Genomic DNA, 13,610 nt, shown 5'->3' on the forward strand with positions numbered 1-13,610 from the left:
GAGTCCGAATAGGGCTATTTAGTAGCACGCTCAAGACCCGAAGCGGAGTGATCTAGCCATGGGCAGGTTGAAGCGGCTGTAAGAGGTCGTGGAGGACCGAACCCACCAGGGTTGAAAACCTGGGGGATGACCTGTGGTTAGGGGTGAAAGGCCAATCAAACTCCGTGATAGCTGGTTCTCCCCGAAATGCATTTAGGTGCAGCGTCGTGTGTTTCTTGCCGGAGGTAGAGCACTGGATAGGCGATGGGCCCTGCCGGGTTACTGACCTTAGCCAAACTCCGAATGCCGGTAAGTGAGAGCGCGGCAGTGAGACTGTGGGGGATAAGCTCCATGGTCGAGAGGGAAACAGCCCAGAGCATCGACTAAGGCCCCTAAGCGTACGCTAAGTGGGAAAGGATGTGGAGTCGCAGAGACAACCAGGAGGTTGGCTTAGAAGCAGCCACCCTTGAAAGAGTGCGTAATAGCTCACTGGTCAAGTGATTCCGCGCCGACAATGTAGCGGGGCTCAAGCGTACCGCCGAAGTCGTGTCATTGCAGCATGAAGGGCCAACGCCCGCTGTGATGGGTAGGGGAGCGTCGTGTGCCGGGTGAAGCCGCGCCGTAAGGCAGTGGTGGACGGTTCACGAGTGAGAATGCAGGCATGAGTAGCGATACAAGAGTGGGAAACTCTTGCGCCGATTGACTAAGGGTTCCTGGGTCAAGCTGATCTGCCCAGGGTAAGTCGGGACCTAAGGCGAGGCCGACAGGCGTAGTCGATGGACAACCGGTTGATATTCCGGTACCCGCTGTAAAGCGCCCAATGCTGAATCCTTTGATGCTAAGGCCGTGAAGCCGCCTCTGATCTCTTCGGAGTGAGGGGGAGTGGTGGAGCCGCTGACCCTAGGGGGTAGTAGGTAAGTGATGGGGTGACGCAGGAAGGTAGTCCAGCCCGGGCGGTGGTTGTCCCGGGGTAAGGGTGTAGGACGTCATCCAGGTAAATCCGGATGGCACATAGTCTGAGACCTGATGCCGAGCCGATTGTGGTGAAGTGGATGATCCTATGCTGTCGAGAAAAGCCTCTAGCGAGTTTTACGGCGGCCCGTACCCTAAACCGACTCAGGTGGTCAGGTAGAGAATACCGAGGCGTTCGGGTGAACTATGGTTAAGGAACTCGGCAAAATGCCCCCGTAACTTCGGGAGAAGGGGGCCATGTCTGGTGATCCGATTTACTCGGTGAGCTGGGTGTGGCCGCAGAGACCAGCGAGAAGCGACTGTTTACTAAAAACACAGGTCCGTGCGAAGCCGTAAGGCGATGTATACGGACTGACGCCTGCCCGGTGCTGGAACGTTAAGGGGACCGGTTAGTCACATTTCGGTGTGGCGAAGCTGAGAACTTAAGCGCCAGTAAACGGCGGTGGTAACTATAACCATCCTAAGGTAGCGAAATTCCTTGTCGGGTAAGTTCCGACCTGCACGAATGGCGTAACGACTTCTCGACTGTCTCAACCATAGGCCCGGTGAAATTGCACTACGAGTAAAGATGCTCGTTTCGCGCAGCAGGACGGAAAGACCCCGGGACCTTTACTATAGCTTGATATTGGTGTTCGGTTCGGCTTGTGTAGGATAGGTGGGAGACTTTGAAACATCGGCGCCAGCCGGTGGTGAGTCGTCGTTGAAATACCACTCTGGTCGTGCTGGATGTCTAACCTCGGTCCGTGATCCGGATCAGGGACAGTGTCTGGTGGGTAGTTTAACTGGGGCGGTTGCCTCCTAAAGGGTAACGGAGGCGCCCAAAGGTTCCCTCAGCCTGGTTGGCAATCAGGTGTTGAGTGTAAGTGCACAAGGGAGCTTGACTGTGAGACTGACGGGTCGAGCAGGTACGAAAGTAGGGACTAGTGATCCGGCGGTGGCTTGTGGAAGCGCCGTCGCTCAACGGATAAAAGGTACCCCGGGGATAACAGGCTGATCTTCCCCAAGAGTCCATATCGACGGGATGGTTTGGCACCTCGATGTCGGCTCGTCGCATCCTGGGGCTGGAGTCGGTCCCAAGGGTTGGGCTGTTCGCCCATTAAAGCGGTACGCGAGCTGGGTTTAGAACGTCGTGAGACAGTTCGGTCCCTATCCGCTGCGCGCGTAGGAGTCTTGAGAAGGGCTGTCCCTAGTACGAGAGGACCGGGACGGACGAACCTCTGGTGTGCCAGTTGTCCTGCCAAGGGCATGGCTGGTTGGCTACGTTCGGGAGGGATAACCGCTGAAAGCATCTAAGCGGGAAGCCTGCTTCGAGATGAGGGCTCCCACCCACTTGATGGGGTAAGGCTCCCAGTAGACGACTGGGTTGATAGGCCGGATGTGGAAGCCCTGTAAGGGGTGGAGCTGACCGGTACTAATAGGCCGAGGGCTTGTCCTCAGTTGCTCGCGTCCACTGTGTGGTTCTGAAACAACCAGCTACCACACACCCTCACTGTCCTTTGCGGGCAGGTGTCGGGGGTGTGGTGTGTGTTTCATGGTGTTTCGGTGGTCATAGCGTTAGGGAAACGCCCGGTTACATTCCGAACCCGGAAGCTAAGCCTTTCAGCGCCGATGGTACTGCAGGGGGGACCCTGTGGGAGAGTAGGACACCGCCGAACAATTATTAGAGGCCTGGCCTCGGATCCTTGATCCGGGGCCAGGCCCTTTTTGTGCCTGGGGTAGAGTCGGCCCGCAACGTTCGCACGTAGATACAGCAGGAGGGGACCCGGTGGAGGTCCAGGAGACACAGGTGCAAACGGATCGGGTCTTCACGATCCCGAACATCCTGAGTATGGCCCGCCTGGTGGGCGTGCCGGTGTTCCTGTGGCTGATTCTGTGGCCCGAGTTCGGCGGCCCCAAGGCCGACGGGTGGGCGCTGCTGGTGCTGTTGTTCAGCGGGGTGAGCGACTACCTGGACGGCAAGCTGGCCCGCCGCTGGAATCAGATCAGCAACCTCGGCCGGCTGCTCGACCCCGCCGCCGACCGGCTGTATGTGCTGTCCACGCTGGTAGGACTCACCTGGCGGGACATCCTCCCGCTGTGGATCACCGTCCTGCTGCTGGCCCGTGAAGCGATGATGGCGGTGATGCTGCTGATTCTGAGGAGACACCGCTACGGCCCACCCCAGGTGAACTTCATCGGGAAAGCGGCTACCTTCAACCTCATGTACGCCTTTCCGCTGCTGCTGCTGAGCGACGGCAGCGGTTGGCTTGCGACACTGGCGGCTGTTTTCGGCTGGGCTTTCACAGGTTGGGGTACAACCCTGTACTGGTGGGCAGGGATCCTCTACGTGGTGCAGGTCCGCCGACTTGTGAGGGCGGACACCACGGCTGACTGAGTCACGAGGAGGATGTTTCCGACATGAAAGCGGTTGTTATGGCCGGCGGCGAAGGTACCCGCCTTCGCCCAATGACCTCAAGCATGCCCAAACCTCTACTCCCAGTCGTGAATCGGCCGATCATGCAGCACGTTCTGACGCTGCTCAAGAGGCACGGACTCACTGAGACGGTCGTCACAGTCCAGTTTCTCGCATCCCTTGTGAAAAATTATTTCGGGGACGGCGAGGAATTCGGAATGGAGCTGTCGTACGCGAACGAGGAGAAGCCCCTCGGTACCGCGGGCAGCGTCAAGAACGCCGAGGACGCCCTGAAGGACGACTCCTTCCTGGTGATCTCGGGCGACGCGCTCACGGATTTCGACCTCACCGAGCTGATCGCCTTCCACAAGCAGAAGGGCGGCCTCGTCACCGTCTGCCTGACCCGCGTGCCCAATCCGCTGGAGTTCGGCATCACGATCGTGGACGACGAGGGCAGGGTCGAGCGGTTCCTCGAGAAGCCGACCTGGGGCCAGGTGTTCTCCGACACCGTCAACACGGGCATCTACGTCATGGAGCCCGAGGTCTTCAACTACGTCGAGGCCGATGTGCCGGTCGACTGGTCGGGTGATGTCTTCCCGCAGCTGATGAAGGAGGGCAAGCCCATCTACGGCTTCATCGCCGAGGGCTACTGGGAGGACGTCGGCACCCACGAGAGCTATGTGAAGGCCCAGGCGGACGTCCTCGAAGGCAAGGTCGACGTCGACATCGACGGCTTCGAGATCGCCCCCGGCGTCTGGGTGGCCGAGGGCGCCGAGGTGCATCCCGACGCGATCCTGCGCGGGCCGCTGTTCATCGGGGACTACGCCAAGGTGGAGGCCGGCGCCGAGATCCGCGAGCACAGTGTGATCGGGTCCAACGTCGTGGTGAAGAGCGGCGCCTTCCTGCACAAGGCCGTGGTCCACGACAACGTCTACATCGGCCCGCAGACCAACCTGCGCGGCTGCGTGATCGGCAAGAACACCGACGTGATGCGGGCCGCCCGGATCGACGACGGGGCCGTGATCGGCGACGAGTGCCTGATCGGCGAGGAGTCGATCATCGCGGGCACCGTCCGGGTCTACCCGTTCAAGACCGTCGAGGCCGGCGCTTTCGTCAACACCTCGGTGATCTGGGAGTCGCGCGGCCAGGCACATCTGTTCGGCGCCCGCGGCGTCTCCGGCATCCTGAACGTCGAGATCACACCCGAGCTGGCCGTACGGCTGGCGGGGGCGTACGCGACGACGCTGAAGAAGGGCGCGACCGTCACCACGGCCCGTGACCACTCCCGTGGTGCGCGCGCGCTCAAGCGGGCGGTGATCTCGGCGCTGCAGACCAGCGCGATCGAGGTGCGCGACCTGGAGAACGTCCCGATGCCGGTGGCCCGCCAGCAGACCGCCCGCGGCAGCGCGGGCGGCATCATGATCAGGACCTCGCCCGGACGGCCCGACTCGCTCGACATCATGTTCTTCGACGAGCGCGGCGCCGACCTGTCGGCCGCCGGCCAGCGCAAGCTCGACCGGGTCTTCGCCCGGCAGGAGTACCGCAGGGCCTTCCCCGGCGAGATCGGCGACCTCCGCTTCCCCTCGACGGTCTTCGACTCCTACACCGGCGCGCTGCTGCGCGCGGTGGACATCTCGGGTATCGCGGAGTCGGGCCTGAAGGTCGTGGTGGACGCCGCCAACGGCAGTGCGGGACTCGTCCTGCCGTCTCTGCTCGGCCGGCTCGGCGTCGACTCGCTGATGGTCAATCCCGGCCTGGACGAGGCACGCCCCACCGAGACCGAGGAGACCCGCAGGGCCGGGCTCGTACGGCTCGGCGAGATCGTGTCCTCGGCGCGGGCGGCCTTCGGCGTGCGGTTCGACCCGGTCGGCGAGCGGCTGTCCCTGGTGGACGAGCGCGGGCGGATCGTGGAGGACCACCGGGCGCTGCTGGTGCTGCTCGACCTGGTGGCCGCCGAGCGGCGCAGCGGGCGGGTGGCGCTTCCCGTCACCACGACCAGGATCGCCGAGCAGGTGGCCGCCTACCACGGCACCCAGGTCACCTGGACGATGACGTCACCCGACGACCTGACCCGGGTCGGCCGCGAGGAGGGCACCATCTTCGGCGGTGACGCCCGCGGCGGCTTCATCGTGCCCGAGTTCAGCAGCGTCTTCGACGGCTCGGCGGCCTTCGTACGGCTGATCGGCCTGGTGGCGCGCACCCAGCTCACCCTCAGCCAGATCGACGCCCGTATCCCGCAGGCACACGTGCTGAAGCGGGACGTGCCGACCCCGTGGGCGGTCAAGGGCTCGGTGATGCGCCGGGTGGTCGAGGAGGCCGGGGACCGCTCGGTGGACACCACCGACGGCGTGCGGGTCGTGGAGTCCGACGGGCGCTGGGTCATGGTGCTGCCCGACCCGGCGGAAGCGGTCACCCACCTGTGGGCGGAAGGCCCCGACGACGCCTCCGCGCAGGCACTGCTCGATGAGTGGTCGCAGGTCGTGGAGGGCGCCGGGGAGTGACCCGGAAGAGTGCCGCACACCAGCCCGTGGGCAGGCCGAGCGGTGGCGCGGAGGTGATCGCGCACCCGATCGGCACGCCGTGAGGGGGCCATTCGAGTGCGGTGGTCCCGACGTGCGACGATGTGCGGCATGCCGCAGCCGCGACCCGATCGGAGCAGCCCCGTGCCCGGGGCTGCTCAGCGGCGGCCCGACGCCTCGATGTTCCTGCTCACGAACGTCATGGAGCACGCTCTCGACGACGGGTACGCGGAGGCGGCGGCCCGCCGCGGCCAGGTCGGCACCTCGCGGCTGCCGACATCGCTCAGCGGCCGGCTGGGGCTTGCCGCAGGCCTGCTGCTCGCGGCGATCGTGGTCACCGTGGGCGCCGCCCAGGCACACCGGGCGGCCCCCACCGAGGCCAAGGAGCGGCAGAAGCTGATCGACCGCGTCCAGGCGGAGACCAGGAGCGCGGACAGCCTGCAGAAGAGCGTCGACGGCCTGCGCGACACCGTGTCCGCCGAGCAGCGTGCCGCGCTGCGCGACCGGGGCGGCGACACCGGACGGCTCGACCTTCCCGCGGGCGCGACCCCGGTGCACGGCCCCGGGGTGAAGCTGGTCGTGGACGACGCCAAGGAGGCCGCGCAGGGCGACACCGGCGGCCCGCGGGAGAGCAGCGGATTCACCGACACCGGGCGGGTCCGCGACCGCGACATGCAGCGGGTGGTGAACGGCCTGTGGGCGTCCGGCGCGGAGGCGGTCAGCGTCAACGGACAGCGGCTGACGGCACTGTCGGCCATTCGGGCGGCGGGGGACGCCATACTGGTCGACAACAGACCGCTGGTGCCGCCGTATACGGTGCTGGCGATCGGTGACGGGGAAAAGCTGAGCACGGCCTTCCAGGACAGTGCGGACGGTCAGTATCTGCACGTCCTGGAGGAGAACTACGGGATCCGGGCGAGCGTCACAGTGGAGAAGGACGTCCGCCTGGCGGCCGCGCCCAGCCTGATCGTGCGCTACGCCCGGCCGGTCGCGGGCAGCAGCGGGCCGGCGGACACCGCCGCAACAGGGAAGGTTTCGCAGTGATCGCCGTACTGGGCCTCGTCGTCGGAGTCGTGGTCGGACTGGTGGTGCGCCCCGTGGTGCCGACCGGGGTCGAACCGTATCTCCCGATCGCCGTCGTCGCCGCGCTGGACGCCGTCTTCGGCGGTCTGCGCGCGATGCTCGACGGGATCTTCGACGACAAGGTCTTCGTGGTCTCCTTCCTGTCCAACGTGGTCGTGGCCGCGCTGATCGTCTTCCTCGGCGACAAGCTCGGGGTCGGCGCGCAGCTGTCGACCGGTGTGGTGGTCGTGCTGGGCATCAGGATCTTCTCCAACGCCGCGGCCATCCGCCGCCATGTCTTCCGGGCGTGACCGCGGTATGAGCGACGAGCACGACCACGAGCCCCGTACCGAGCCGAAGCCTCAAGCTGAGCCGGAGCCCCATACCGAGCCCGTGCCCCATGGTGAGCCAGGGGACGCGGCTCGCGACGCCGACGCGCCGGTCGCGCCGCAGCCGAGCGGGCGGCAGCGGCTGCTCGCCGGCCTGTGGCCGCCGCGGGCCTCGCGCGCCCAGCTGACGGTCGCGGTGCTGCTGTTCGTGCTGGGCCTGGGCCTTGCCATCCAGGTGAACACGACCAGCGACAACGGCGGGCCCCTGCGCGGCGCCCGCCAGGAGGACCTGGTCCGCATCCTCACCGAGGTGGACAACCGCACCCAGCGCCTGGAGGACGAGAAGCGCGGCCTGGAGACCCAGCGCAGCGAACTGCAGTCCAGCTCCGACCAGGCCGCCGAGGCGCTCAAGCAGACGCGGCAGAAGGAGCAGCAGCTCGGTATCCTGGCGGGCACCGTCGCGGCCGAGGGTCCGGGCATCACGTTGACGATCAGCGATCCCGACGGGGGTGTGGCGGCGGACTCGCTGCTGGACACGCTGCAGGAACTGCGGGCGGCCGGCGCCGAGGCGATCCAGATCAACCAGGTGCGGGTGGTCGCCGACACGTACTTCACCGACGGCGCCGGCGGGGTGCTGATCGACGGCCGGCAGGTGTCCCAGCCGTACGTCTTCAAGGTGATCGGGAATCCACAGGATCTGGAGCCGGCGCTGAATATTCCGGGCGGGGTGGTGCAGACGCTGGAGAAGGAGCAGGCCACGGCAGAAGTGGTGAGGTCGCAGAAGATCGTCGTGGACGCCTTGCGGCCGTTGGAGCAGCCTGACTACGCTCGGTCGTCATCGCGGTGAGGCGGGGGGTCGGGGCGTCGGTGGACTGTTGCGTGGTGGAAACTGTGTGTAGTGAGGGTTCGTCCTGCCTTACGGGCGGGTCTGCGTCGTTCAAGGGGAATCGCCCGTGAAGTTGTTTGGGAAGTTGTTCGGCAAGAGTGCGCGGCAGTCGGGTGACCCGGCGACCGCACGGCATCGGGCGCCACGGGGGCTGGCGGAGGACGAGCAGTCCGCCGACCGCCCGCTGTTCAGGAGCGAGGGCCAGGGCAGGGGCGGATATTCCGGTACGCCCGGCGTGGCGCCTGTTGACCCCGCGTCCTCCGCTCGCATAGGTTCCGGGGAACCATCAACCTCGACCACGGGTGGAGGGTTCGGTTTGCCGGTCTGCGGCAGGTGCGGTTTCACGAATGCGGCGGCCAGCCGCTTCTGCTCCAACTGCGGCGCCCCGCTGCGCCCGGGTGGCGCTCCGGGTGAGCGCCCCTCGGAGACGACGTCCACGATCTCGATCTCGGGTATCGAGGCGTACGAGGCGGAGGCCACCGGCCAGACCGTGACGCCGTCGCTGTCGCCGGAGGCGCAGGCCGCCGTCGAGGCGCTGCCGCTGGGCTCCGCGCTGCTGGTGGTGCGCCGCGGCCCGAACTCGGGCAGCCGCTTCCTGCTGGACGGCGAGCTGACCACGGCGGGACGGCATCCGCAGAGCGACATCTTCCTGGACGACGTCACCGTCTCCCGGCGGCACGTGGAATTCCGCCGCGGCAATGACGGCTACTTCACCGTCTCCGACGTGGGCAGCCTGAACGGCACGTACGTCAACCGGGAGCGGATCGACGCGGTGACGCTGTCCAGCGGTGACGAGGTGCAGATCGGCAAATACCGGCTGGTCTTCTACGCGAGCCAGCGGGGCATCTGAGCCTCCTGACCCGTCCGGGGGGACACCACCTGCCAGAAAGGTGCTCATGCAGCGAACGCCGGGCGGTGCCGGAGACGGCACCGCCACCACGGACGGCGCACTGCTGAGCATCGGCGCGGTGCTGGGGCAGCTGCGGGACGAGTTTCCCGAGGTCACCATCTCCAAGATCCGCTTCCTTGAGGCGGAGGGCCTGGTCGAGCCGCAGCGCACCCCTTCGGGCTACCGCAAGTTCGCCGCGCAGGACGTGCAGCGCCTCGCGTACGTCCTGCGGGTGCAGCGGGACCACTATCTGCCGCTGCGGGTGATCAAGGAGCATCTGGAGGGCCTGGACCGCGGCGAGCAGCCCGCGCTGCCCGGCCGGACCGGGGCAGAGGGGGACCCGCCGTCGCAGGACGGCCCCGAGGCGGCCCTGCACGCCCCCCAGGAGCTGCGGGTGGGGCGTGAGGAGCTGCTGGCGGCCACCGGGGCGGACACGGCCGAACTGGACCAGTGGGAGTCCTACGGGCTGGTGGAGGCCGGCAGGGACGGCGGCTACGACGCCGAGACCGTGGTCATCGGCCGCCTCATCGCCGATCTGGGCCGCTACGGCCTGGAGCCGCGGCATCTGCGGGCCGTGAAGGCGGCCGCGGACCGGGAGGCCGGTCTGGTGGAGCAGCTGGTGGCGCCGCTGCGCCGGCACCGCAATCCGCAGACCCGCCGACACGCCGAGGTCACCGCGGAGGAGCTGGCCGAGCTGTCGGTGCGGCTGCACGCCGCGATGGTGCGCTCCGCACTGCGGTTGCGGCTCCGCTGACCGGGAAATCCCGCTGTTCGAACGACACCCGCAGGCGGCGCCCGGGGTGCCCGACTACCCAAACCCGGCGGGCACGTCCTAGGGTTGACGTGTGAACGAGCTCGATGTTGTGGGTGTCCGGGTGGAAATGCCCTCCAATCAACCGATCGTGCTCCTGCGTGAAGTAGGAGGCGACCGGTACCTGCCCATCTGGATCGGGCCGGGCGAGGCCACCGCCATCGCCTTCGCGCAGCAGGGAATGACGCCTGCGCGACCGCTGACGCACGACCTTTTCAAGGACGTACTGGAAGCCGTGGGGCAGACGCTCACCGAGGTCCGCATCACTGACCTGCGGGAAGGCGTCTTCTACGCCGAGCTGGTCTTCGCCAGCGGCGTCGAGGTCAGCGCCCGCCCCTCGGACGCCATAGCGCTCGCACTGCGCACCGGGACGCCGATCTACGGCAGCGACGGGGTGCTGGACGACGCGGGGATCGCGATCCCGGACGAGCAGGAGGACGAAGTGGAGAAATTCCGCGAATTCCTCGACCAGATCTCCCCGGAGGACTTCGGCACCAGCAACCAGTGAGCCGCCGGGTGCGGGCAAGGTTGCCACGGTGAGGCCATTCGGGGAGGCCTTCCCGGCTCCGGTCACATCAAACCACTCGTGGGGTGACTTTCACTCGGCGTGGCGAGTGTGGCGATCGTTGACGCACCCCTGGTGACTGCCTACCGTCGACGTGGAAAGTCCTGTGGCACGTGCACGCGGTGCTCGGGACGTGAGGGACGGAGGGCGGCGTGAGAAGCACCGGCGACGGTTCGGCGATCGGCGACCCGTATCCGCCCCTGGGGGCGCTGGCCCGCGCCGCCGGGCCCGGGGCGGCGGGGACGGGGGAGGCGGCACCGGCGGACGACCCCGAGCCGGAGCAGGTCGGCTACCGCGGTCCCACGGCCTGCGCGGCCACCGGCATCACCTACCGGCAGCTGGACTACTGGGCGCGTACGGGCCTGGTCGAGCCCAGCGTCCGCCCGGCCTACGGTTCGGGCACCCAGCGGCTGTACAGCTTCCGCGACGTGGTCGTCCTCAAGATCGTCAAGCGGCTGCTCGACACGGGCGTGTCGCTGCAGAACATCCGGACGGCGGTGAGGCACCTGCGTTCGGTGGGCCCGGCCGAGCTGGCCAGGATGACGCTGATGAGCGACGGCGCCACGGTCTACGAGTGCACCTCGCCCGCCGAGGTCGTGGAGCTGCTCCAGGGCGGCCAGGGGATCTTCGGGATCGCGGTGGGCGTCGTGTGGCGGGACGTCGAGAGCTCGCTGTCCGAGCTGCACGGCGAGCGGGTGGACACCGGCGAGACCCTGGTGGGCCACAATCCCGCCGACGAGCTGGCCAGGCGGCGCAACCGGGCCGTCTGAGCGGGCCGCCGCCGCCCGATCGCGTTCGGGCCGTAAACGGTGCCGGGTCGCCATGCCGTACAGGTGTACGGCGATTGTCGGCGGTGTGCGGCAGGATCGAGGGTGTGAGAAGTACGCCCACGATCCTGCACCTGGACATGGACGCGTTCTTCGCCGCGGTCGAGCAGGCCTCCAAGCCGAGCCTGCGGGGCAAGCCGGTGGTCGTCGGCGGGCTCGGACCCCGCGGCGTGGTCGCGACCGCGTCCTATGAGGCGCGCGTGCACGGTGTCCACTCCGCGATGGCCATGGCGCACGCCCGGCGCCTGTGCCCCAATGCCGCCTATCTCGTGCCGCGCTTCGGCATCTACCGGCGGATCAGCGAGACCGTGATGGCGCTGCTCGCCGAGGCGTCGCCGCTGATAGAGCCGCTGAGCCTGGACGAGGCCTTCGTGGACCTGGAGGCGGGCGACCTGGCCGGCGACCCGCGGGCGGTCGCCGAGCGGCTGCGGGCCGACATCCTGGCCGCGACCGGCCTGACCGCCTCGGTCGGCCTCGCCGGCTCCAAGCTGCTCGCCAAGATCGCCTCGGAGCAGGCCAAGCCGGACGGCCTGGTGGTGGTCGAGCCGGGCACCGAGCGCGCGCTGCTCGACCCGCTGCCCGTCCGCACCCTGCCGGGCGTGGGACCCGCCACCGCGGAGCATCTGCGGCGGGCCGGCGTCCTCACCGTCGCCGAGATCGCACAGGCCGGCGAGCCGGAGCTGATCAGGCTGCTGGGCAAGGCGCACGGCAGTTCGCTGCACGCGATGGCCGTCGGCCTCGACAACCGCCCGGTGGTCGCCGACCGCGACGTGAAGTCGATCTCCGTCGAGGACACCTTCGACACCGACCTGACCGACCGGGCCCGGGTGCGCTACGAGGTCGACCGGCTCGCCGACCGCTGCGCCCAGCGGCTGCGCGGCGCGGGCCGCTCCGGGCGCACGGTGGTGGTGAAGATCCGGCGGTACGACTTCTCGACGCTGACCCGCTCCGAGACGCTGCGGGCGCCCACCGACGACCCGGCCGTGGTCAAGGAGACCGCCCGCAGGCTCGCCGAGGCCGTCGACACCACCGGCGGGGTGCGGCTGCTCGGCGTCGGCGTGTCCGGTCTGGCCGACTTCACCCAGGAGGACCTCTTCGCCCAGTCGGCGCAGACCCTGCGCGAGTCGGACCCCGGCCCGGGAGCCGGCCGCGACACCCCGCCCGAGCTGCCCGTCACCCCGCCGCCGGAGCCGGAGCACGCCAACCGCTGGGTGCCGGGCCAGGACGTCGAGCACAGCGACCACGGCGCCGGGTGGGTCCAGGGCAGCGGCGTCGGCCGGGTCACCATCCGCTTCGAGGTGCCCTCTGACACCGAGCCGGGCCGGGTGCGCACCTTCTCCGTCGACGACCCGGCCCTGACCAGGACCGACCCGCCCGCACTGACCGGCCTCCCGACCCCGGCCGGCCACTGAGGGCTGTCCCGCTGATCCCCGGCGGGCGCGCGACGACAGCTACGGCACCTCGCTGCGTTGTCGGGCTCGCCCGAACACGACCCGGTATGAGGGCGACCCTTCGCCTTGCGATGTACCGCATCTGACGCCGCGCGCTGGTCCACCGCGGATTAGCGGGACAGCCCTTAGGAAGAGTCAGCCGCCGTCGCCCGGCCGCGGGTCGCCGTTGGCCAGTTCGCCGAAGTCGCGCGGCCCGCCCCGACCCCCGTCAGGGACGGTCGGCACATCCATGCCGTAGTGGTGGTAGAGCTGCAGCTCCTGCTCGGGCGACAGGTGCCGCCCCACGCCGAAGTCCGGCGCGTCCCTGATCAGGGACTTCTTGTACGGCACCCGCAGGGCGTCGTCCACCATCTCGCTCGGCTCCAGCGGTACGAAGGCGTCGCGGCTGAAGAAGCCGGTCCGTACCGCCGCCCACTCCGGAGTGCCGGTCGCGTCGTCGAGGTACACCTCGTCCACCGTGCCGATCCTCGTACCGTCACGGTCGAAAGCGCGGCGGCCGATGAGGCTTCGCGGATCGATATCGGTCTGCACGGTCCCTCCAACCAACGACGACAGCTGTTGGTTACCACCAAAAGCCACATCAGTGGCGATGTCGACCGGAATGTCGGTTCGACCGCCGCCCGGAAGGCGCTGGTAGGCTGGGTGGCGGCTGCAGACCCCGTGCGGGAGAGTCCACCGAGAGCGTGCCGGAAGCGGCATCTCGGGGGCGCCGAAGGAGCAAATCCTCCCCGGAATCTCTCAGGCATCCGTACCGCAGGGGTGAGGTCACTCTGGAAAGCAGGACCCGCCCCCGGGAGCGCCGTTCACGGGACGGGTCTTCACCGAAGGTGAAAGCCGTCCCGTCGCAGGGGCGGTGAAGCTCTCAGGTTCTGATGACAGAGGGGGAGGCCGTACGGGTGCCCGCGCCTGGGCACCCCCGAAGGTCGTC

At 67.9% G+C, this 13,610-nt stretch carries 10 protein-coding genes, 2 rRNA genes, 1 pseudogene and 1 riboswitch (1 of these 14 only partly in view); of the genes and pseudogenes, 12 read left to right on the forward strand and 1 reads right to left on the reverse strand.

The window, feature by feature from the left end; genetic code table 11:
• The 12 genes and pseudogenes from OG900_36455 to OG900_36510 all read left to right on the forward strand — a co-directional run.
• Nucleotides 1-2,386 (forward strand): 23S ribosomal RNA (locus OG900_36455); it begins 739 nt to the left of the window's first position.
• Nucleotides 2,387-2,489: 103 nt separating this feature from the next.
• Nucleotides 2,490-2,606, forward strand: a 5S ribosomal RNA gene (gene rrf / locus OG900_36460).
• A 110-nt stretch (nt 2,607-2,716) separates the two neighbouring features.
• On the forward strand, nt 2,717-3,325 hold the full coding sequence (locus OG900_36465) for a CDP-alcohol phosphatidyltransferase family protein (protein WUH95112.1): 609 nt from the start codon (nt 2,717-2,719) through the stop codon (nt 3,323-3,325).
• A gap of 23 nt (nt 3,326-3,348) precedes the next feature.
• Nucleotides 3,349-5,844: a mannose-1-phosphate guanyltransferase gene (locus OG900_36470; GenBank protein ID WUH95113.1), complete on the forward strand. Its 2,496-nt coding sequence runs from the start codon at nt 3,349-3,351 to the stop codon at nt 5,842-5,844.
• A gap of 120 nt (nt 5,845-5,964) precedes the next feature.
• A complete protein-coding gene (locus OG900_36475) occupies nt 5,965-6,906 on the forward strand; it encodes a DUF881 domain-containing protein (protein ID WUH95114.1) in 942 nt (313 codons plus the stop codon).
• Complete coding sequence (locus tag OG900_36480; GenBank protein WUH95115.1) at nt 6,903-7,235, forward strand: small basic family protein; 333 nt, start codon at nt 6,903-6,905, stop codon at nt 7,233-7,235. The genes OG900_36475 and OG900_36480 overlap by 4 nt, the downstream gene beginning before the upstream one ends.
• 7 nt (nt 7,236-7,242) lie before the next feature.
• Nucleotides 7,243-8,100 (forward strand): DUF881 domain-containing protein, encoded by an 858-nt coding sequence (locus OG900_36485; GenBank protein WUH95116.1) that lies wholly within the window; start codon nt 7,243-7,245, stop codon nt 8,098-8,100.
• 565 nt (nt 8,101-8,665) lie between these two features.
• Nucleotides 8,666-8,989, forward strand: a pseudogene (locus OG900_36490) (FHA domain-containing protein).
• 46 nt (nt 8,990-9,035) lie between these two features.
• Nucleotides 9,036-9,782 (forward strand): MerR family transcriptional regulator, encoded by a 747-nt coding sequence (locus tag OG900_36495; protein ID WUH95117.1) that lies wholly within the window; start codon nt 9,036-9,038, stop codon nt 9,780-9,782.
• A 91-nt stretch (nt 9,783-9,873) separates the two neighbouring features.
• Nucleotides 9,874-10,347 carry a bifunctional nuclease family protein gene (locus OG900_36500; protein ID WUH95118.1) on the forward strand — a complete coding sequence of 158 codons (474 nt, stop codon included), beginning with the start codon at nt 9,874-9,876 and terminating at the stop codon, nt 10,345-10,347.
• Nucleotides 10,348-10,556: 209 nt separating this feature from the next.
• On the forward strand, nt 10,557-11,174 hold the full coding sequence (locus OG900_36505) for a MerR family transcriptional regulator (GenBank protein WUH95119.1): 618 nt from the start codon (nt 10,557-10,559) through the stop codon (nt 11,172-11,174).
• Nucleotides 11,175-11,278: 104 nt separating this feature from the next.
• Entirely contained in the window at nt 11,279-12,643 is a 1,365-nt protein-coding gene (locus OG900_36510; protein WUH95120.1) for a DNA polymerase IV, read from the forward strand.
• 174 nt (nt 12,644-12,817) lie between these two features.
• On the opposite strand, the gene OG900_36515 is transcribed toward OG900_36510, so the two are convergent.
• Nucleotides 12,818-13,213, reverse strand: a complete 396-nt coding sequence (locus OG900_36515; protein WUH95121.1) for a PRC-barrel domain-containing protein — start codon at nt 13,211-13,213, stop codon at nt 12,818-12,820.
• A 122-nt stretch (nt 13,214-13,335) separates the two neighbouring features.
• Nucleotides 13,336-13,446, forward strand: a riboswitch (glycine riboswitch).
• The last annotated feature ends 164 nt before the right edge of the window (nt 13,447-13,610 follow it).

The organism is Streptomyces sp. NBC_00433, assembly GCA_036015235.1.
In the GTDB taxonomy this organism is placed as follows: Bacteria; Actinomycetota; Actinomycetes; order Streptomycetales; family Streptomycetaceae; genus Actinacidiphila.

Bases quoted from the DNA above. Each gene is read 5' to 3' on its own strand.
- OG900_36485 (WUH95116.1), top strand. From the start codon at position 7,243: ATGAGCGACGAGCACGACCACGAGCCCCGTACCGAGCCGAAGCCTCAA.
- OG900_36470 (WUH95113.1), top strand. From the start codon at position 3,349: ATGAAAGCGGTTGTTATGGCCGGCGGCGAAGGTACCCGCCTTCGCCCA.
- OG900_36495 (WUH95117.1), top strand. From the start codon at position 9,036: ATGCAGCGAACGCCGGGCGGTGCCGGAGACGGCACCGCCACCACGGAC.
- OG900_36475 (WUH95114.1), top strand. From the start codon at position 5,965: ATGTGCGGCATGCCGCAGCCGCGACCCGATCGGAGCAGCCCCGTGCCC.